Below are 18,491 nucleotides of genomic sequence, written 5' to 3'. Positions count from 1 at the left end.
ACGCGCCCGGTCTCTAATCCGCCTTGAGTCGCGCCCAAAATGCAAAGATCGCCCGTGCGTTCAGCGGCGACATCCAGCTGTGTCGCTCAAAATCCGCCCGGGCCGCCGCGGTCTCCAGGGTCGAGGCAAACTGCCGCCGGTCGGCATCACGTTGGGTCGGACTGCGCGCGGCCAGCGCATCGCGCACCTGTGCCAGTTGCCCTGCCCTCTCGCTCAGCCCGGCGGGCAGAGGCACTGTCGGCTCCTCCCGGTAATCGTCACGCAGGGCGGCGCGCAGATACTTCAACGGGCTTTTCACAGCGCCCTGCCCCTCCACATACAACAGCTTTTCGGCGACATATGGCTCGCCATGTTCGGCAATCCACTGCAGCGCCAGCCGGTCGCTGATTCCCAATTCGCGCAGCTGGGCAAAGACCGCGCCGTTGCGCACCGCGCCGCCATCGTCCAGATCAAGGATCGCCAGTTGCGGGTTTTCAGCAATGCGAAACCGGATATCCGTCACCGCCCTGCCCCGCTTGCGGGTTTCCGGCGTGACGACGATATTGCTGGTCCGGTTCACCTCGCTCACCGCCGGTTTGATGATCTTGGCGTTCAAATGCTTGAAGCTCTCGTAATAAACACTGTCAGAGACCCCCATCAGTCGGCGAAACAGCTCCAGCGGCCACCAGCCGGTGCTGCCGGTCCGCACAAAACGATAACAGTTTTCATACAACGCCAGCGCATGCCCGCCGGTGAACCGCCGCTGAATGTTCAGGTTGATCAAGGCAAACACTTTGGGGTCGTTCAGCTTCTCGGCCAGTGCCGGAGAATACGCGTATTCACAGACCCCACCGCGCAGCTTGGCATAGCTCAGCAAGCTCGAAACGCCCCACTCCTGACGCCCTTCGGAATCAAGCATATCCCACTCGGCCACAGTTTCTGCCAGCCCGCGCAGTGACTGTTTCAGCGTGTCCATGTCGTTGGAATTGTAACCGATCATCTGGCACAGGGTTCGCGCATCGATCTCATGGCGATCTTGCAGGATCAACGTGTCATAGGCGTTCAGCAAAAGCACATTGCTCAACTTGCGTTGCAACAGCGTCAGCTTGCCCGAGACATGAATTGCCGCCACATGTTTTTTGACCGCCCCCCGTCGCAGGGCTCCGGTCAGGCGGTCACGTTCGATTGCGTCCATGGCTCATCCTCACTCCGGGCAGAGTCCCGCACGACTCGGGTGGTCTTGTGCCGCCCTGCCCCAGAGTGTGCCCCATACGGTACCCAAAAACAACATCGCCTGAGGTGCCCCAAGACACGGCCGGCACGGGGTTGATCGTAACGCTACCCGATCCAAAGGAACCCATTTGCAGGACGTTCCGAATCGCAGCCCCATGCATACAGTCACTGTAAAGGCCGAAACCGCAGTCAGGCACCAAAAAACCCGCATTCTGGTGCTCGTCATCCCGTAAGTGGGTGCCGTTGATCCCGCATCCGGATACCCTTGTACCTGCAAACAGGCACCCATACACTGCTAGCCCGCTGATATAATTGGCTTACTCAGGCGGAAAGACTCTAAATATCCGAAAGAATCTATACTATATCCCGTGTGTTCCTTCGACATTTCTGACCGTACAGTCGTGATTCATCATATTGATTCCCATCCATCACATGATGTGCGATGGTTTCCCCGATATTACTGTTACAGCCGAACATCCCCGGGAATTCATGTCGTCATCATCCAAACCGCCCCTGCCCCCATATTTCAACATCGATCCCGAACGCGCCGCAGCGAAACTCTCTGCGCCGATCGATACCGCACGTTTTGCCAAGGCGGCTAATTTCGCCGCCAAAGGCCGCGATGATCTGGCCCGGCGTGGCTATGCTCCGGATGGGCGCAAACGGCTTCGCAGCTTTTCCACATGGGAGGTGTGCCGCTATCTCATCCCCGTCGCCCCGGCCCATTTGCGCCGGGTGCTCAAGGCGAATCCCGATCTGCCACAGGGCACGGGGGACGGTGGATCCAAATGGTACAGTCTCGATGACATCCTGATCCTGCGCGCCCACTTCGCCGAAGAAGGCGCAAGCAATCGCGAATATCTCCCTTGGCGGCCCAAAGGTCTGCCGGCCAAGGTGGTCGCCGTGGCCAACTTCAAAGGTGGCGTGGGCAAGACCAGCACCGCCGCGCATCTGGCCATGTCGGCGGCGCTGGATGGATACAAGGTGCTGGTGATCGATCTGGATTCCCAAGGCTCGATGACATCGATTCTCGGCGGAACAGTGACGGATGAGTGGCAAACTGCCTTCCCGCTGATCGCCCGTGACTATGCCCGCCACGTGGTTGATGAAAATTCGGTTCGCAATGCGACCGGTGCGCCGGAACTCCCGCTTGATGAAACCCTGCGCGAAGCGTTGCAGGTTTCGCCGCGAAACCTGATTCAAAAGACCCACTGGCCGAATATTGATTTGATCGGCGCACAGCTCAATCTGTATTGGGCCGAATTTCAGGTGCCGGTCTGGCGGATGCAGCTTACCTCATGGCCCCTGTGGGATGCGCTTGGCAATGCGCTGCACCATGACGGGGTGCTTGACGATTATGACATGATTTTTCTCGATACGCCCCCGGCGCTTGGCTATCTCACGATCAACGCCTTGTCGGCGGCAGATATCCTGCTGGTGCCACTTGGGGCTTCGTTCCTTGAATTCGATTCGACGGGGCGGTTTTTCGACATGCTCTATTCGACGTTTGCCAGCATCGAAGACGGTGAAAACACGGTTCGCCGACGCAACGGCCTGCCCGAGATCCGGTTTGAATGGGATGCGGTGCGCACCATCATCACCCGGTTTGACGCCGCTCAGCAGACCGATCTGGCCAATGTGATACAGGCCTATTTCGGCGATTTCATGACCGCCTTCCGGCAAGACGTGACAGCCATGGTCGGACAGGCGGGTGAGAAGGTAAACGGCATCTATGAGGCCGATTACCGCGAATTCAACCGCGATACCTATATCCGGGGGCGCGAAACGTTTGACCGCACCTGGGCCGAGATCAAGGAAGTGATCCTTGGGGCGTGGTGGCGCGATCAGCAGATGCAAGAGGAGGGCGAAAATGGTCAGACGTCGCAGGCTTGAGGCCCCCAGCGCCGAGGAATTGAGCAAATACGAAGAGGAGTTTCGCCGCGAAACCTCTCGTCCCGTTGCTCCATCGGCGGCCCCACCGATTGCACAGGTTTCCGCCGCCTCGGCACGGGACATGCAACCCGGCAGCGCCGACCAACGCGCCGAAATTGCCCGCGACCGCGCTGATGCCGGGCTGTACCGGAATGCAGATGAAAAAGGTTTGGTGATCCGCGAGCTGCCCTTGGATGACATCGCCACCGACATGCTGGTGCGCGATCGGACGGTGCTGGACAAGGACGAACTGGAAGAGCTGAAAGGCTCGATTGCGGCGGGTGGCCTGCGCCTGCCGATCGAGGTTTGCCCGATGGAACCCGGCTCTCTCACTGGCGACGCTGGCAGGTCAAGGCCGTTCGGGCTGTTGTCCGGGTATCGCCGACTGTTGGCGGTCCGTGAATTGCTGGCCCAGACGGGACGGGACGAATACCGCACGATCCGGGCCTTGGTGCGCGATCCGCAAACCAGTGGCCGGGCCTTTGCCGCCATGGTCGAGGAAAACGAAGTGCGGGCCTCGCTCAGCCATTTTGAACGGGGGCGCATCGCGGTCATGTCCGCAAAACAGGGCGCGTTTTCAAACACCGAGGCCGCGGTTGATGCTCTGTTCACGCAGGCGAGCAAGGCCAAGCGCAGCAAGGTCCGGTCTTTCGCTCTGATCTTTGAGGAGCTTGGCGATATGCTGTCGTTCCCCGAATCGATCACCGAGCGGCAGGGTCTGCGCCTTGCCGCTGCGCTGCGCGACGGGGGCGAGCCGCGCCTGCGCGAGGTGCTGGCAGCCGGGCAGGGCGTGACGGCAGAGGAGGAGTGGGCGTTGCTTGACGCGGCCATCGCCGAGACGACGGTTGCGCCGAAGAAATCCCGGGGCGGACGGCCTCGGCGTTTGCCGCCGGCCGGATGGCAGGACGACAGCACACTGCACCTGTCGAACGGGACGGTGCTGCGCCGCATGCAGGACAGTCAGGGCCATCTGTTGCGGATCGAGGGGCGGCATGTGGATGCCGAGCTGATGGATCTGGTGATGATCGAACTTCGCAATCTGCTGGAACGTCCTTAGGTTTCGCCGCGAAACCGGCGCCAGAGGTTTGGGGCCGGTGTCCGTCGGCTGAATCCAGCGCGCGCAAGGGTCACCAATAAGTAATACTCGTGTTATCGGGATCTGTGCGGGGCAGGGGGTTTGCAACCACAGCGCTGGCGGGGCATGTAGGGGCTCAATTTGGCATTCAGGGTGATTTGCTGGTGTGTAGTTTCGATCTCAACGCAAGCGGCTTTCCCGACATATCGCGCCCTGTTCGGGGTGTCTGGCGATGGCGCTGATTCCTGCCTGGGTTAATGGTGTGCTGCAACCCATTGAAAAGCTTGAAGTGCACCAGCTGGGATTGCGGCACAAAGCGGTGTCGGTCTTCGTGATGGCGGGTGACAGGGTGTTGTTGCAGCGTCGTGCGCCGGGCAAATATCACACGCCGGGGCTGTGGGCGAATACCTGTTGCACCCATCCTGAGTGGAACGAGGATCCTCTGACCTGCGCGATCCGCCGGTTGGACGAAGAGTTGGGAATCACCGGTCTGATCCCGGAGTTTCGCGACCGGGTGGAGTACCGCGCCGATGTGGGCGGCGGCCTGACCGAACATGAAGTGGTCGATATCTTCTCGGCATTCGCCACCACCGATCTGACCCTTCGGCCCAACCCCGACGAGGTTTCGCAAACCGCTTGGGTCGGGCTTGGTGATCTGGTCGGGCAGGTCGAACAGCAGCCCGAGCGTTTTACCCCCTGGTTGCGCATCTATCTTGCCGAACACCGTGCCAGCATATTCACCGGGCTGACCAAGGATTGATTGGCGCGAACACGAACGCGTTATAGTGTCCTTCCGGCCTCACGTTGTGGTGCACGAGCTGTACCGGCGTTTACTTTCCCCGTCCCGAGTGGTTGCCTGTTCCTGCTTGCTGCCAGCCTGCTGAGGATAACATGCTTACACGCCGTCATTTCATCTGGACCGCCTCTTCGGCTCTGGGTCTTTCCACCCTTGCTGCCAATGCCCATGTCGGCCCGCCGCACACCACGCCCGAAAGTTTCGACCCGGTGGTGAAACGGATCCGGGACGATGTTGCGGTAAACAGCATCCACGTGTTCCCCAGCTATTTCGTGCTGTACCACGTGACCGCGCCGGGTGTGGCGACGGAATACCATGTGGCGGTCGGAGATGCCGGGCGTAATTTCACGGGCACGGCCCGGGTCGGACGCAAGGCGGAATGGCCCAACTGGACTCCGACAAAGAACATGATTCGCCGCGAACCCGAGATCTATGGCAAATATGCCGGGGGTGTCGCAGGCGGACCGGACAGCCCGTTGGGGGCGCGGGCGCTGTATCTGTACCGGAGCAGCCGCGACACGATGTATCGGATTCATGGCACGCCTCAGCCCTGGACGATCGGCACCGCCGTTTCGTCGGGCTGTATCCGGCTGAAGAACGAACATGTGATCGGGCTGTACGACAACGTGAAAGTCGGCGCATCGGTCAAGGTTTACGCCTGACCCTTTGCGCCACCCGAGACAGATTGAAACGCCCCGTGGTCAGCCACGGGGCATTTTTTTTGCCCGGATGTGCGATGGTTTGACAATGGCAGTTGCGAGCGGTTCGCAATGCTCCTAGGTATTGCGAATGATTATCAGTTTCATTACAGAACAGACAACGAAAGGAACCGCAGCATGAACGAACGGTTCGCCAAGATCTCAGCCTTTGCGCTGGCGGCGTCGGTCTTTGCCCTCACGGCATCGGCGCAGGACAGGCTGAAGGTCGTCACGACGTTTACCGTTATCGCCGATATGGCGCAGAACGTCGCAGGTGATGCGGCGGATGTGGTTTCTGTCACCCGGCCGGGGGCCGAGATTCACGGATACTCACCAACGCCGGGCGATCTGGTCAGGGCCAGCGATGCGGACCTGTTGTTGTGGAACGGGATGAACCTTGAACTGTGGTTCGAGCAGTTTCTGGCGAACCTCGGTGAAATCCCCAGCGTCACGGTGAGCGAGGGAATCGAGCCGATCCAGATTGCCGAAGGCGCCTATGAGGGCACGTCAAACCCGCATGCCTGGATGGGGGCCGATGCCGCGCAGATCTATGTCGACAATATCCGCGATGCTTTGTCTGGCGCCGATCCGGCCAATGCCGAAATCTATGCCGCCAATGCCGAAGCCTATAAGCAGAAGATCCGCGACACTCTGGACCCGTTGCGCGCACAGATCGCCGAGATTCCCGAAAACCGCCGCTGGCTGGTCACGTGCGAAGGCGCGTTCAGCTATCTCGCGCGGGATCTGGGACTGCGCGAATTATACCTCTGGCCGATAAACGCCGATGCCGTTGGCACACCGCAACAGGTGCGCCGGGTGATCGATGCCGTGCGCGACAACGACATTCCGGTCGTGTTCTGTGAAAGCACAGTGAACACCAGCCCGGCGGAACAGGTGGCGCGGGAAACCGGGGTGGATTACGGCGGCGAGCTTTATGTTGACAGTCTGAGCACGAGCGATGGCCCGGTGCCGACCTATCTGGATCTGCTGCGGGTGACGACGGAAACGGTTACCCGTGGATTGACCAAGCGCTAGGTCGTCGGGAAAGGAAGGCGGCAAGAGTGATGAAAGATACAACTGCACAGACCGGAACCGGCATATCGGCGCATAATGTCACCGTCACATATCGCAACGGCACTGTCGCCCTGCGCAATGCGACGTTTGACATTCCGCGCGGCACGGTGACCGCCCTTGTCGGGGTGAACGGAGCCGGGAAATCTACCCTGTTCAAGGCGATCATGGGGTTTGTCCCCATCGCCTCGGGCGAGATCAGCCTGCTCGGGCGCAGCGTGAAAGAGGCGCTGCGCAGCAATATCGTCGCCTATGTGCCCCAGTCCGAGGACGTCGATTGGGCGTTTCCCGTGCTGGTCGAGGATGTGGTGATGATGGGCCGCTATGGTCACATGGGGTTCTTTCGCCGCGCATCGGAGGTCGATCGTGCGGCAGTGACGACGGCGCTGGGGCGGGTTGGGATGACCGACTATCGCCATCGCCAGATCGGTGAACTGTCTGGTGGGCAACGCAAACGGGTGTTTCTGGCCCGGGCTTTGGCCCAGGACGGTCAGGTGATCCTGCTGGACGAACCTTTCACCGGTGTGGACGTCAAGACCGAGGAACAGATCGTCGCTTTGCTGCGCGAGTTGCGTGACGAGGGGCGGGTAATGCTGGTGTCGACCCACAACCTTGGCTCGGTTCCTGAATTCTGTGACCGCACGGTGCTGGTGAAAGGCACTGTCATGGCCTTTGGACCGACGGAAACCGTGTTCACCCGCGAAAATCTGGAAAAGGCGTTCGGTGGGGTTCTGCGGCATTTCACGCTCGGCGGCACCGACCTGCACGAAGACGACGACGGACGCGAAGTTCGGATCATCACCGACGACGAACGCCCCTTCGTGATTTACGGCGACCGGGACGAGAGCGAGGAGGCGGCGCGCGCCAGAGCGTTGGCCCGGGCCAAGGACAGCAAGGCGGGGGCCCCGGGATGATCCTGCTGGAACCCTTCACCTATGGATATATGACCAATGCCATGTGGGTGTCGGCGCTGGTCGGCGGCGTTTGTGCCTTTCTGTCTGCCTATCTGATGCTCAAGGGTTGGTCGCTGATCGGTGACGCGCTGTCCCACTCGGTCGTGCCGGGTGTGGCGGGGGCCTATATGCTGGGCCTGCCGTTTGCCTTTGGCGCGTTTCTGGCGGGCGGTCTGGCGGCGGCGGCGATGCTGTTTCTGTCGGGGCGCTCGGGGCTGAAGATCGACACGATCATCGGCATCATCTTCACCAGCTTTTTCGGGCTTGGGCTGTTCATGGTGTCGATCAATCCGATGGCGATCAGCGTGCAGACCATCACCATGGGCAACATTCTGGCGATCACGCCGGAAGACACGCTGCAACTTGTCATCATCGGCGCGGTGTCGCTGATCGTTCTGCTGGCCAAGTGGAAAGACCTGATGGTCACCTTCTTTGATGAAAGCCACGCGCGGTCCATCGGATTGCGCCCCGACATCCTGAAGGCGGTGTTCTTTACCCTGCTGGCGGCCTCGGTCGTGGCGGCGATGCAGACGGTGGGGGCGTTTCTTGTGATTGCCATGGTGGTGACGCCGGGGGCGACGGCATATCTGCTGTGCGACCGGTTTCCGCGGCTTTTGATCCTGTCGGTTGCCATCGGCGCGGGAACCAGTTTCGTCGGCGCCTACCTCAGCTTTTTCCTTGACGGGGCGACAGGCGGTATCATCGTCGCGTTGCAGACACTGATCTTTCTGATCGCGTTTGTCATCGCCCCGAAACACGGCCTTTTGGCGGCTCGTGCCAAGGCGCGGCAAGCGCTGGAGGTCGAAGCATGAGCGAACTGCTTTTGCCGTTTCAGTATCCATTCATGCTGAATGCGTTCTGGATCGCGCTGATCGTCGCGCCGCCCACTGCGCTTTTGTCCTGTTTTCTGGTGCTCAAAGGCTGGGCACTTATGGGGGACGCGGTCAGCCATGCGATCCTGCCGGGGGTCGTTCTGGCCTATATTCTGGGCCTGCCGCTGATTTTGGGCGCTTTCGTGGCCGGGATGACCTGTGCGCTGTTGACCGGCTATCTGGCCGAAAACAGCCGGGTGAAACAGGACACGGTGATGGGGGTGGTATTTTCGGGGATGTTCGCCGTCGGGCTGATCCTGTTTGTCGCATTTCCCAGCGACGCGCATCTGGATCACATCCTGTTTGGCAACATGCTGGGTATCCGGGCGAATGATCTTTGGACGGCGGGGCTGATTTCGGTTGTCGTGTCGGTCATTCTTTCTACCAAGTGGCGCGATTTCCTGCTGCATGCCTTTGATCCGGCACAGGCGCGGGCTTCGGGGCTGCGGGTGAACTGGCTGCATTATGGCCTGCTGACGATCCTGTCGCTGACCGTGGTGGCGACCCTGTCGGCAGTGGGGCTAATTCTGGCGGTGGCCCTGCTGGTCACACCCGGGGCGATTGCATTCCTGTTGGTGCGCAGTTTCGGGCGGATGCTGTTTGTCGCTGTGGGCGTCTGTCTGGTGTCGATGGTGGGCGGAGTATACGCCAGCTTTTATCTTGACAGTGCGCCGGGGCCGACAATTGTTCTGGTGCTGACGGCGCTGTTCATCGTCGCCTTTTCCCGCCGGATGATCCTGAACCGCAACGCGCAGTCTGGGCAGGCGGCGGGCTGACCTGCTGGCCTGCGCACCCAACTGTCAGCTTCGGGGGCGCACCGCCATTGGAGTCAGCTCTTCGGCGGTGCGGCGCACCATCTCGGCCAGCATCGCCTCGCCCTCGCAGGCCGGAATGCTGGCAATGGCGCCGCCAAGGATGTCTTTCAACCGCTGGGTGGCGCCCTGTACGCCCATTTGCGACACGGCGTTGGGGCGTCCGTGCAGATCATCCTGACCCACGGGTTTGCCCAGCGTCTTGGCATCGAAAAGCGCGTCCCGCAGATCGTCGGCCACCTGATACGCCTCGCCGATACGCGCGCCCAACTCCTCCCACGGTTCGCCATCCTGCCCGGCGGCCACGGCACCCATCCTTGTGGCGGCAACGAACAGCGCGCCGGTCTTGGCCCGGTGATAGGCCGAAAGATCGATGGTGGTTTCACTTTCCCAACCCTGACCGGCACAGATCCCGCCCGGCATTCCGGTGCAGGCGCCGAGGATGCGAATGAGTTCAACCGCCCGCACCGCACCTGATGTGCCGTCGGCGTCACCGCCGGTTCCCGCCGCCCGCGCCAGCAGATCGAACCCCATCACAATCAGGCTGTCGCCGGTCAGCACGGCCAGAGATTCGGAGAATGCCCGGTGAACCGAAGGTTTGCCCCGGCGCGTCGCCGCATCGTCAAAACAGGGCAGATCGTCGTGGACCAGACTGGCACAGTGAATCAGCTCAAGCGAAGCCGCTGCCGCATTGGACAGGGCAGGGCGGTCATCGCCGCAGGCCAGCGCCACCGAAAGACAGATTGTCGGGCGAATCCGCGCACCACCGGGCGTCACCGCATATTCCAGTGCGGCGGCAAGACGGGGCGGAACCGCGCCGGACTGACCGCGCCGGACAGCCTGAGATATCGTGGATTCGATCCGGTTCTTCAGCGTCATTGCGGTCTCCGTATCTTGCGATGGGTATGCCGGTGTCAGGGTCTGGTCATGGGGTCGCATCGCCATTCATGGCGGCAAGGCCGGGTTACGCAAGTCAGTTTTTCCACCATTGATCGCAGTTTGCAGCAGATCGCCCTGTTAGAAAAGCGCGAGATCCGGACCGTTCGCAAATATCACGCCCTTCTATACCTGCAAGATGGCACGCGGAATACCGCCCGTTTCGCGTCGCGGTTTCTGCTCCAGTATCGGTGTCACATCGCACGCCGGCGAGATTCGGACAGCAGATATGCGGCGAGACTGGCCACCACAATGGCGCCGCCGATCAGCATTGCCCCGGTTGGCGCTTCGCCCGCACCGGCCCAGACAAACAGCGGGCCAAGCACGGTTTCCAGCAGCAGCAACAGACTGACGTTTGACGCATTGGTGTAACGCGAGGCGAAGGACAGCGAAAAGAACGAGACCGGCAGCAGCACCAGACCCGAAATCGCGATGGCCCAGAGCGTGCCGTCAAACACCGTATCCCCGGCCACCAACAGCCCGCCCAGACCGCTGATCAGACTGCCCAGCCCCACGACAAGCAGGATCGACAGCCCCGACGCCCGGCGCAACAAGACAAAGGTCAATGCAAGGGAAGCCCCGACGGTCAGCCCGCCAAGCGCCCCCAGCATCACCGGCGCCGACAGGGCAGGGCGGCCGTCGGGGCCGGTCAGAACGGCAATGCCGATGCCGGTCATCACGGCGAAAATGGTGATCCATGTGGTTTTGCGGGTCGGCTCGTGCAGGATGAATCGGCCGAAGACCGCGGCCCAGATCGGCGTGGTGGCGACGCCGAACAGCACCACGGACACCGGCGCGATCGAAACCGACAGGCTGAACAGAGTGGTGTTGACGGTTTGCGTCGCGATCACCGTCAGCCCGACCGCCCCGGTTGCCGCCCGCAACGCGGCACGCCGCTCGCGGGTGAACAACACGAACACCCCAAGCAGGACCAGCGCGGTGAGTAATCCGCGCCAGGCCAGCATTGCAAAGCCGTCCATCTCCGACCACCGCATGAACAGGGTGTCAGGGGATAGCAGCAAGGCCGCACAAGCGGCCAACCCGAGCCCGAAGAATGGATGGCGGCCAGTGACCGGACCGGAGGAAAGACCGGGCTGAGTTCCGGGGGCCGTATCAGACGTCAAATCGGGAACGGGTGGTCAGTTGTGTTACGCATCAATTCTCGACGGGCGGCGCCAGCGAGGCCAGGAAGGCATAGAGGTTGATCGCGTCTTCTTCCTTGCGGACCTTAAACGCCATCTTGCTGCGGGCCTTGCTGTCGTCGAGTTCGGCCTTCAGGAAGGCGGCAGGATCCTGAACATAGGCGACGAACTTTTCTTCGTTCCAGACAAGACCTTTTTCGCCGGCTTCGATGATTGATTTGCCAAAGCGGAAGCCTTCGAGTTCGCCAGCTTTCATCCCGGCGATACCGTAAAGGTTCGGCCCGGTCTTGGCGTTGCGCCCGGCCAGGGTTTCGCCTTCTTCATTTTGGACCACATGGCAGGATGCACACTGGCCGAATGCTTTTTCGCCTGCTGCGACATCGCCGGCCAGCTCGGACTCGGCAAGGGCCGGGCCGGTGGCAAGGATGGTTGCGGCGGCGATTGTCAGGAATTTGTTCATCTGTCGTCTCCTATTTGTGAAACAAGACTTACCTCAGGAATGCATCGGGTGTGATAAAGTTTCCTTGAGCAAGCACGGGACTCGGTGTTCATGCCACCTGACGGGACAGCGCGCATTGCTGCCACAGCGTATTCAGTGCGCTGCACAGGTGGTCGATATCGGCATTGCTGTGGTGTGGGCCCGGGGTCAGGCGCAGCCGCTCGGTGCCCTTTGGAACCGTGGGATAGTTGATCGGCTGCACATAGATGCCGAAGTCGGACATCAGAATATCGCAGATCATCCGGCATTTCACCGGATCGCCGATCATCACCGGAACGATATGGCTCGGGTTGTCCATATGCGGAATACCCAGCCGGTCCAGCCCGGCGCGCAGCCTTGCGACCTGTTCGTGCTGGCGCGCCCGCTCAATGCCCGAGGTTTTCAGATGCCGGACCGATGCGGTTGCGGCGGCGGCTACGGCCGGGGGCAGCGCGGTGGTAAAGATAAAGCCCGAGGCAAAGCTGCGGATGAAATCGCACAGCGCCGCTGAGCCGGTGATATAGCCACCGAAACAGCCGAACGCCTTGCCCAGTGTCCCTTGAATCAGGGTGATCCGGTCGGCGCAGCCCTGCGCCTCGCTCACTCCGCCGCCCCGGGGGCCGTACATTCCCACCGCATGGACTTCGTCGATATAGGTCATTGCGCCATGTTTTTCGGCGACGTCACAGATTTCGGCGATCGGGGCGATGCTGCCATCCATTGAATAGACCGATTCAAAGGCGACGATCCGGGGCCGGGACGGATCGGTAGCGGCCAGTTTGCGGTCCAGATCGGCGGGGTCGTTGTGCGCCCATATCACCTTGTCTGCGCGGGAATGGCGAATGCCTTCGATCATACTGGCGTGGTTTTCCGAATCCGACAGGATGATCGCGCCGGGCAGGCGGCTGCCGAGCGTCCCAAGTGCCGACCAGTTGCTGACATAACCGCTGGTGAACAGCAGCGCGCTTTGCTTGCCATGCAGATCGGCCAGTTCACGTTCAAGCGCGACATGATGGCTGGCGGTGCCGGATATGTTGCGGGTGCCCCCGGCGCCGGTGCCACAGGATTGAGCGGTTTCCACCATCGCCTGCACCACGTCGGGGTGCTGCCCCATTCCAAGATAGTCGTTGGAGCACCAGACCGTCACGTCATGCCCGCCATCCGGCCCGGCATTCAGGGCACGGGGGTGGTGACCGCATTTTCTCTGCATCTCGGCGAAAATTCGGTAGTTTCCGTCGGCCTTCAGGGCGTCCAGTTGGGTCTGGAACAGGGCGTCATAATTCATCGGAAACCTCGTCTGTCTGGGTCCGGGCCCCTGTTCCGGCGTCATTTACCGGTCGCAGGTGGTCGCTATATCTTTCATTGCCCCGCGCGGGCAGGGGACGTCAATGCGGCCAAAAGCCCAGTTTGCCTAAGGTCGGCTGTCGCCGCTGTGATTTTTGTTCACTATGCCGGAGCGGACAAGAAACGGCAATCGGTCGCCGCCGCCGATTCTGTGCCCGAATATAACGGGGCGGCGTGAGGGCGGAAATGCCGGAACGTCCCGGTGCAATGGGCGTTTACCCTGACACGAGAGAAGAGGCTGACATGAACCACGACACCGAACATCTTGAGCGTTGTATTGCGCTCGCCTGCGAGGCGCTTGAGGCTGGCGATTCGCCTTTTGGATCGGTCCTGGCAGATCGGGATGGCCGGGCTCTGTATGAGGCGCGCAACCGGGTCGTCACCGGCGATGCGACACAGCATCCCGAATTCGAATTGGCGCGATGGGCGGCGCAGAACCTGACCGCCGAAGAACGGCGCACGGCAACGGTTTATACCTCGGGCGAGCATTGTGCGATGTGTTCGGCGGCCCACGCCTGGGCGGGTTTGGGGCAGATCGTTTTCATCAGTTCGTCAGCGCAGTTGGGCAAATGGCTTGATGATTTCGGCGTAGAGAAAAACTCGCCCATCGCCCCTCTGGGAATTACGGATGTCGCGCCGGGAATTCCGGTCGAAGGTCCGATTGCCGGGCTGGACGAAAGAGTTCGCCGGTTGCACGCCCAACGGCACGGTGTCGAGATCTGAGCAGGGCCGGTCTGGAACCGAATCCGCAGCGACCTATATCAGTATGGTCGGCATTCGTTTGGCCGGCGGCGGTGCTTTTGGGCCGAAGCAATCAAGGAGGCGATGTCATGGCTGGGGGCTGGGCGCGCGACGGCGCGGTTGAAGAACAAATTGAAGCATCCATCGCGGATGAACTGGCGCGGATGAAGCAACGGCGCGGGCCGACAGGTGAAAGCCGGACTCATTGCGCCGAATGCGACGAACCGATCCCCGAGGCGCGTCAACGCGCAATTCCCGGGGTGAAACTGTGCATCGAGTGCCAGACCGGGCGGGATGTGCGGGCTGCGCCGCGCGGTGGGATGAACCGGCGCGGCTCAAAAGACAGCCAGTTGAAATAACCGCCACCGGTTAGGGTCCAAAGCGTGGGTGCAAGGGGTAGCCGTCGAACTGTCCAAGACGGCGATCAACCCCGCCGTTTGTCCGGCTGGGTCTGTTTGACGGCAATGTTAAGGCGACCCCCCATTGACCTTGGTGCGGAATCCGTCAATCTCCGTCCCGGGTTCCGCCCCGCCGCTTTTTGACCTTTGACGGTGCCGTTCTTTTCCCGGTCCTGCTTGGGATCGGGAAGTATACGCGCGATTCACACACATCCCGGGCTCCCGCGCGCCCGGCCATTCCGGAGGCCGCGAGATTTCTCGCGGCGGTAACGTTGCCATGACCGATGCTTCCCACGCCCAGACACAGACACCGCAGGGGCAGGAGCGCCTGCTGCGCCGCACCGCCGAGACCGATCCCGACAAGGGCAAGGATGCCATCCTGCGGATCACCCGGATGACCCTGCGCTATCCGGTCCGGTTTGCGGTGGCGATGTTGGCGACGATCGCCGCGGCGCTGACACAGCTGTCGATTCCGGTGCTGTTGGGCCGCGCGATTGATCAGACTCAGGCGGTGGCGAACAGCACGGGGGAATCAGACGTTCTGTGGACAACCGCACTGATCCTCTTGGCGGTCAGCGTGATGCGGGGCCTTTTCACCCTTGTGCAAAACTATACGGCAGAGTCGGTGGGTCACGCGCTGGCCCATGATCTGCGGCGGGCGATCTATGACAAGATCCAGCGCCTGCCGTTCTCGTTCCACGACCGGACCCATTCGGGCGATCTGATCACTGTCGGGATGCTCGATCTTGAAGGGGTGCGGATGTATTTCTCGACGGCGCTGGTGCGTACAATGCTGCTGGTGCTGCTGATCGGTATCGGCGCCTGGCTGCTGATCTCGACCGATCCGGTGCTGGGGCTTCTGGCGCTGTCCTTTGTGCCCTTCGCCGCCTGGCGCAGTTCGGTGACACAGCTGACCTTGCGCCGGACATGGCTGCAACTGCAGGAACGCTTGGGCGTGCTCAGTCAGGTGATGGAAGAGAACCTTGCGGGGATCCGTGTGGTGCGTGCCTTTGCTGCCTCTGACTTTGAGATGGCAAAGTTCGACAAGGCCTCGGACGATGCTTTGGCGCTGAGTTACAGCCGGATCGACACCCGGGTGCGCAGTTCGGCGGTGATGACGCTGGCGTTCTTTGCGGCGATGGGGCTGGTTCTGCTGGTTGGCGGGCAACAGGTGGCGGCAGGAGAGATGACTGTCGGATCGCTCGCCACATTCCTGACGTTCATGACGCTTTTGCAATTGCCGGTGCGCCAGTTGGGGTTGATGGTCAACGCCTTCGCCCGTGCCTCGACCACGGGCGCGCGGCTGTTCACCCTTCTCGACATGGAGGTCGAGATTGACGATGCGCCGGGCGCCACCGATCTGAAGGTGAGCGAGGGCACATTGCGCCTTGAGAATGTCGGCTTCGGCTATACCGGCGCCGATCCCGCTGTTTCGGGCATCAGCTTTGAGGCGCGGCGGGGCGAAACCGTCGGCATTGTCGGACCGCCCGGTTCAGGAAAGAGCACGCTGATGCATCTTATTCCGCGTTACTATGACGTGGACGAGGGGGCGATCTCCATTGACGGGCAGGACATCCGCAATGCCACGCTGTCATCCGTACGGCGGTCCGTGGCGGTGGTGCAGCAGGACGATTTTCTGTTCACCACGACGATCGAGAACAACGTCGCTTACGGTGATCCCTTTGCCTCGGATGAACAGATCCGCGATGCCACCGCCTCGGCGCAACTGCACGATTATGTTGATGGTCTGCCCAAACGCTATGGCACTGTTGTCGGCGAACGGGGGGTGTCGCTTTCGGGTGGACAACGGCAGCGGCTGTCGATTGCGCGCACCCTGATGCTGGAACCGGATGTGTTGATCTTTGACGATTCCACCGCGGCCATCGATGCGGGCACCGAAAGCCGGATCCGCAACGCCCTGCGCGCCTATGCCGAAGACCGGGTGACGCTGATTGTCGCGCACCGTCTGGGCAGCCTGAAGCACGCCGATCGCATCCTGTTTCTGGATAAGGGCCGGATCGTCGAACAGGGCACCCACGAGGAACTGCTGAGCCTGAACGGGCGCTATCGTGAGCTGCATGATCTGCAGACCCGTCCAGATGCGGATATTTCGGAGTCGAAACCATGAGCCACGCCAACCCCGAACCGCGCGATCCGCACGAAGACGGAAGACCGCGCGCCCGTGCCGTCGTCGGCTCGCACCGTATCGAGGAAGAGATTTTTGGCCGCGCCTTTGACGGTCGTGTGGTCAGCCGGATCTGGGCCTTTGTGCGTCCCTACAAGCGGCAGGTGGCGATCTCGGTCGCCTCGGTCGTGGTGTTTACCGCGATGCAACTGTCGATCCCGCTGGTGATCCGCTATGCCATCGACAGCGGAATGGCGCCCGGTGCAAAGCCCGGCACGCTGGGTCTGATCGTTGTGGTCTTTGCCGTGGTAATCGCGGTGAACTATGTGGCCTCGCGCCTGCAAGAGGGCGTGACGGGCCGGATGGCCGAAAACGTGCTGTTCGATATCCGCCGCAGCATGTTCGCCCATCTGCAACAGGTATCGCTGACCTTCATGGACAAGACCGAAGTGGGTCGTCTGATGAGCCGGCTTCAGGGCGACGTGAACTCGATGCAGGAGTTTCTTGAAAACTCGGTGCTGTCGGTGGGCGACGTTCTGCTGCTGTTCGGGATTGTCTTTGTGATGCTCTGGCTCGACTGGCAGTTGGGGCTGCTGGTGCTTATGGTGCTGCCGGTTCTGTTCATCGTCCGGGTGGTATGGCTGAAACGGGCGCGGGTGGCCTTCATGGCCGCGCATGAGGCCAATTCGATCACCAACGGCGCGCTGGCCGAGGCAATCCACGGGGTACGCACCGTGCAGGGCATGGATCGCGGCGCGCTTAATGCCGAGCTTTATGGCGAACTTGCGCAGGACAACTATCAAAAGCATCTGCGTTCGGCGCGGATGGCACAGGTGATGATCCCCGTGGTCGACACGCTGACCGGAATTGCCATGGCCGCCGTTGTTGTGGCGGGGGGCGCGATGGTCGCCTCGGGGCGGACCGAAATCGGCGTGATGGTGGCGTTCCTGTTCTATATCCAACGGTTCTTTGACCCGATCCGTTCGCTCACCATGCAATATTCGGTGATGCAGCGGGCCATGGCATCGGGGCATCGCCTGACCGAGGTTCTGGACGTTGAGGTTGCGGTGCAGGACGCACCGGACGCCGTGGCGCTGGGGCAGGGTGATGACGGCGCGGTCGAATTCCGCGACGTGACCTTTGGCTATGATCCCGACCATCCGGTGTTGCAGAACGTCAGTTTCTCGGTCGGATCGGGCGAAACGGTCGCTTTGGTCGGGCCCACCGGCTCGGGTAAATCCAGCTGCATGTCGCTGATTCACCGGTTCTATGACGTGCAGGGCGGCGCCGTGATGGTTGGCGGGCGCGACGTGCGCGAGGTGACGCAGACAAGCCTTGGCCGGCACATCGCGATGGTTTTGCAAGATCCGTTCCTGTTCACCGGCACGGTGATGGAGAATATCCGCTATTCCTCGCATTGGGCCAGCGATGAGGACGTGATCGAGGCGACCAAGGCTGTGGGCGCGCACGACTTTGTCACCGCTCTGCCGGGGGGCTATGGCGGAATGCTGGAGGAACGCGGCGGCAATCTCAGTCTCGGGCAGCGCCAGCTGCTCAGCTTTGCCCGCGCTCTGGTGGCGGATGCGCGGATTCTGGTGCTGGACGAAGCGACGGCGAATATCGACAGCTATACCGAGTTGCAGATCCAGAAGGCGTTGCAGACCTTGCTGAAGGGGCGCACCGGGCTGGTGATCGCACACAGGCTGGCAACCATCCGCAACGCCGACCGGATCGTCGTGCTGCAACAAGGGAAGGTGGTCGAGCAGGGCGATCATGAAGCGCTGATGGATCGAAAAGGACTGTATGCCAGACTTTACGACATGAACTATGGCAGCTTCGATGATCTGCCCGAGACTGTCACCGAAGAGGACAGGCGCCGCGCGACCTGAGGGCGCGCGGGCTCGCC

The 18,491-nt window shown here is 61.5% G+C and carries 17 protein-coding genes; 12 read left to right on the top strand and 5 right to left on the bottom strand.

Going from position 1 to position 18,491, the window contains the following annotated elements:
• Nucleotides 1-13: 13 nt before the first annotated feature.
• A complete protein-coding gene (locus FQ320_RS16050) occupies nt 14-1,174 on the bottom strand; it encodes a replication initiation protein (protein WP_148474027.1) in 1,161 nt (386 codons plus the stop codon).
• A gap of 527 nt (nt 1,175-1,701) precedes the next feature.
• Here FQ320_RS16050 and FQ320_RS16045 point away from each other — a divergent pair.
• The 8 genes from FQ320_RS16045 to FQ320_RS16010 all read left to right on the top strand — a co-directional run bounded on the left by FQ320_RS16045 (nt 1,702) and on the right by FQ320_RS16010 (nt 9,385).
• Complete coding sequence (locus FQ320_RS16045) at nt 1,702-3,105, top strand: AAA family ATPase (RefSeq protein WP_148474025.1); 1,404 nt, start codon at nt 1,702-1,704, stop codon at nt 3,103-3,105.
• Complete coding sequence (locus tag FQ320_RS16040; RefSeq protein WP_148474023.1) at nt 3,083-4,201, top strand: ParB/RepB/Spo0J family partition protein; 1,119 nt, start codon at nt 3,083-3,085, stop codon at nt 4,199-4,201. The genes FQ320_RS16045 and FQ320_RS16040 overlap by 23 nt, the downstream gene beginning before the upstream one ends.
• A gap of 250 nt (nt 4,202-4,451) precedes the next feature.
• Complete coding sequence (gene idi, locus FQ320_RS16035) at nt 4,452-4,979, top strand: isopentenyl-diphosphate delta-isomerase (protein ID WP_148474021.1); 528 nt, start codon at nt 4,452-4,454, stop codon at nt 4,977-4,979.
• A 131-nt stretch (nt 4,980-5,110) separates the two neighbouring features.
• Nucleotides 5,111-5,677, top strand: a complete 567-nt coding sequence (locus FQ320_RS16030) for a L,D-transpeptidase (protein WP_148474019.1) — start codon at nt 5,111-5,113, stop codon at nt 5,675-5,677.
• Between the two features lie 174 nt (nt 5,678-5,851).
• Nucleotides 5,852-6,748: a metal ABC transporter substrate-binding protein gene (locus tag FQ320_RS16025; RefSeq protein ID WP_148474018.1), complete on the top strand. Its 897-nt coding sequence runs from the start codon at nt 5,852-5,854 to the stop codon at nt 6,746-6,748.
• A 29-nt stretch (nt 6,749-6,777) separates the two neighbouring features.
• Nucleotides 6,778-7,698, top strand: a complete 921-nt coding sequence (locus tag FQ320_RS16020) for a manganese/iron ABC transporter ATP-binding protein (RefSeq protein WP_148474016.1) — start codon at nt 6,778-6,780, stop codon at nt 7,696-7,698.
• The gene (locus FQ320_RS16015; RefSeq protein ID WP_148474014.1) at nt 7,695-8,549 is read left to right on the top strand and encodes a metal ABC transporter permease; all 855 of its coding nucleotides are present in this window, start codon (nt 7,695-7,697) and stop codon (nt 8,547-8,549) included. The genes FQ320_RS16020 and FQ320_RS16015 overlap by 4 nt, the downstream gene beginning before the upstream one ends.
• Nucleotides 8,546-9,385: a metal ABC transporter permease gene (locus tag FQ320_RS16010; protein WP_148474012.1), complete on the top strand. Its 840-nt coding sequence runs from the start codon at nt 8,546-8,548 to the stop codon at nt 9,383-9,385. The genes FQ320_RS16015 and FQ320_RS16010 overlap by 4 nt, the downstream gene beginning before the upstream one ends.
• A 24-nt stretch (nt 9,386-9,409) precedes the next feature.
• Here FQ320_RS16010 and FQ320_RS16005 read toward each other — a convergent pair whose 3' ends face one another.
• From FQ320_RS16005 to hemA, 4 genes are all read right to left on the bottom strand, one after another.
• Nucleotides 9,410-10,300, bottom strand: a complete 891-nt coding sequence (locus FQ320_RS16005; protein ID WP_148474010.1) for a polyprenyl synthetase family protein — start codon at nt 10,298-10,300, stop codon at nt 9,410-9,412.
• A gap of 251 nt (nt 10,301-10,551) precedes the next feature.
• On the bottom strand, nt 10,552-11,397 hold the full coding sequence (locus tag FQ320_RS16000) for a DMT family transporter (RefSeq protein ID WP_255509548.1): 846 nt from the start codon (nt 11,395-11,397) through the stop codon (nt 10,552-10,554).
• Between the two features lie 115 nt (nt 11,398-11,512).
• Entirely contained in the window at nt 11,513-11,959 is a 447-nt protein-coding gene (locus FQ320_RS15995; RefSeq protein ID WP_148474008.1) for a cytochrome C, read from the bottom strand.
• Between the two features lie 88 nt (nt 11,960-12,047).
• Nucleotides 12,048-13,262: a 5-aminolevulinate synthase gene (gene hemA / locus FQ320_RS15990; RefSeq protein ID WP_148474007.1), complete on the bottom strand. Its 1,215-nt coding sequence runs from the start codon at nt 13,260-13,262 to the stop codon at nt 12,048-12,050.
• Nucleotides 13,263-13,564: 302 nt separating this feature from the next.
• Between hemA and FQ320_RS15985 the strand changes: the two genes are divergently transcribed.
• The 4 genes from FQ320_RS15985 to FQ320_RS15970 all read left to right on the top strand — a co-directional run bounded on the left by FQ320_RS15985 (nt 13,565) and on the right by FQ320_RS15970 (nt 18,474).
• Entirely contained in the window at nt 13,565-14,044 is a 480-nt protein-coding gene (locus FQ320_RS15985; protein ID WP_148474006.1) for a nucleoside deaminase, read from the top strand.
• Nucleotides 14,045-14,151: 107 nt separating this feature from the next.
• Nucleotides 14,152-14,421, top strand: a complete 270-nt coding sequence (locus FQ320_RS15980) for a DksA/TraR family C4-type zinc finger protein (protein WP_148474005.1) — start codon at nt 14,152-14,154, stop codon at nt 14,419-14,421.
• 316 nt (nt 14,422-14,737) lie between these two features.
• The gene (locus tag FQ320_RS15975; protein WP_148474003.1) at nt 14,738-16,588 is read left to right on the top strand and encodes an ABC transporter ATP-binding protein; all 1,851 of its coding nucleotides are present in this window, start codon (nt 14,738-14,740) and stop codon (nt 16,586-16,588) included.
• The gene (locus tag FQ320_RS15970) at nt 16,585-18,474 is read left to right on the top strand and encodes an ABC transporter ATP-binding protein (RefSeq protein WP_148474001.1); all 1,890 of its coding nucleotides are present in this window, start codon (nt 16,585-16,587) and stop codon (nt 18,472-18,474) included. The genes FQ320_RS15975 and FQ320_RS15970 overlap by 4 nt, the downstream gene beginning before the upstream one ends.
• Nucleotides 18,475-18,491: the final 17 nt, after the last annotated feature.

This window comes from Oceaniovalibus sp. ACAM 378, assembly GCF_008085915.1.
In the GTDB taxonomy this organism is placed as follows: Bacteria; Pseudomonadota; Alphaproteobacteria; order Rhodobacterales; family Rhodobacteraceae; genus Oceaniglobus.
Note: the sequence above shows the minus strand (reverse complement) of the source record. Positions and strands in the feature narration are given on the sequence as shown.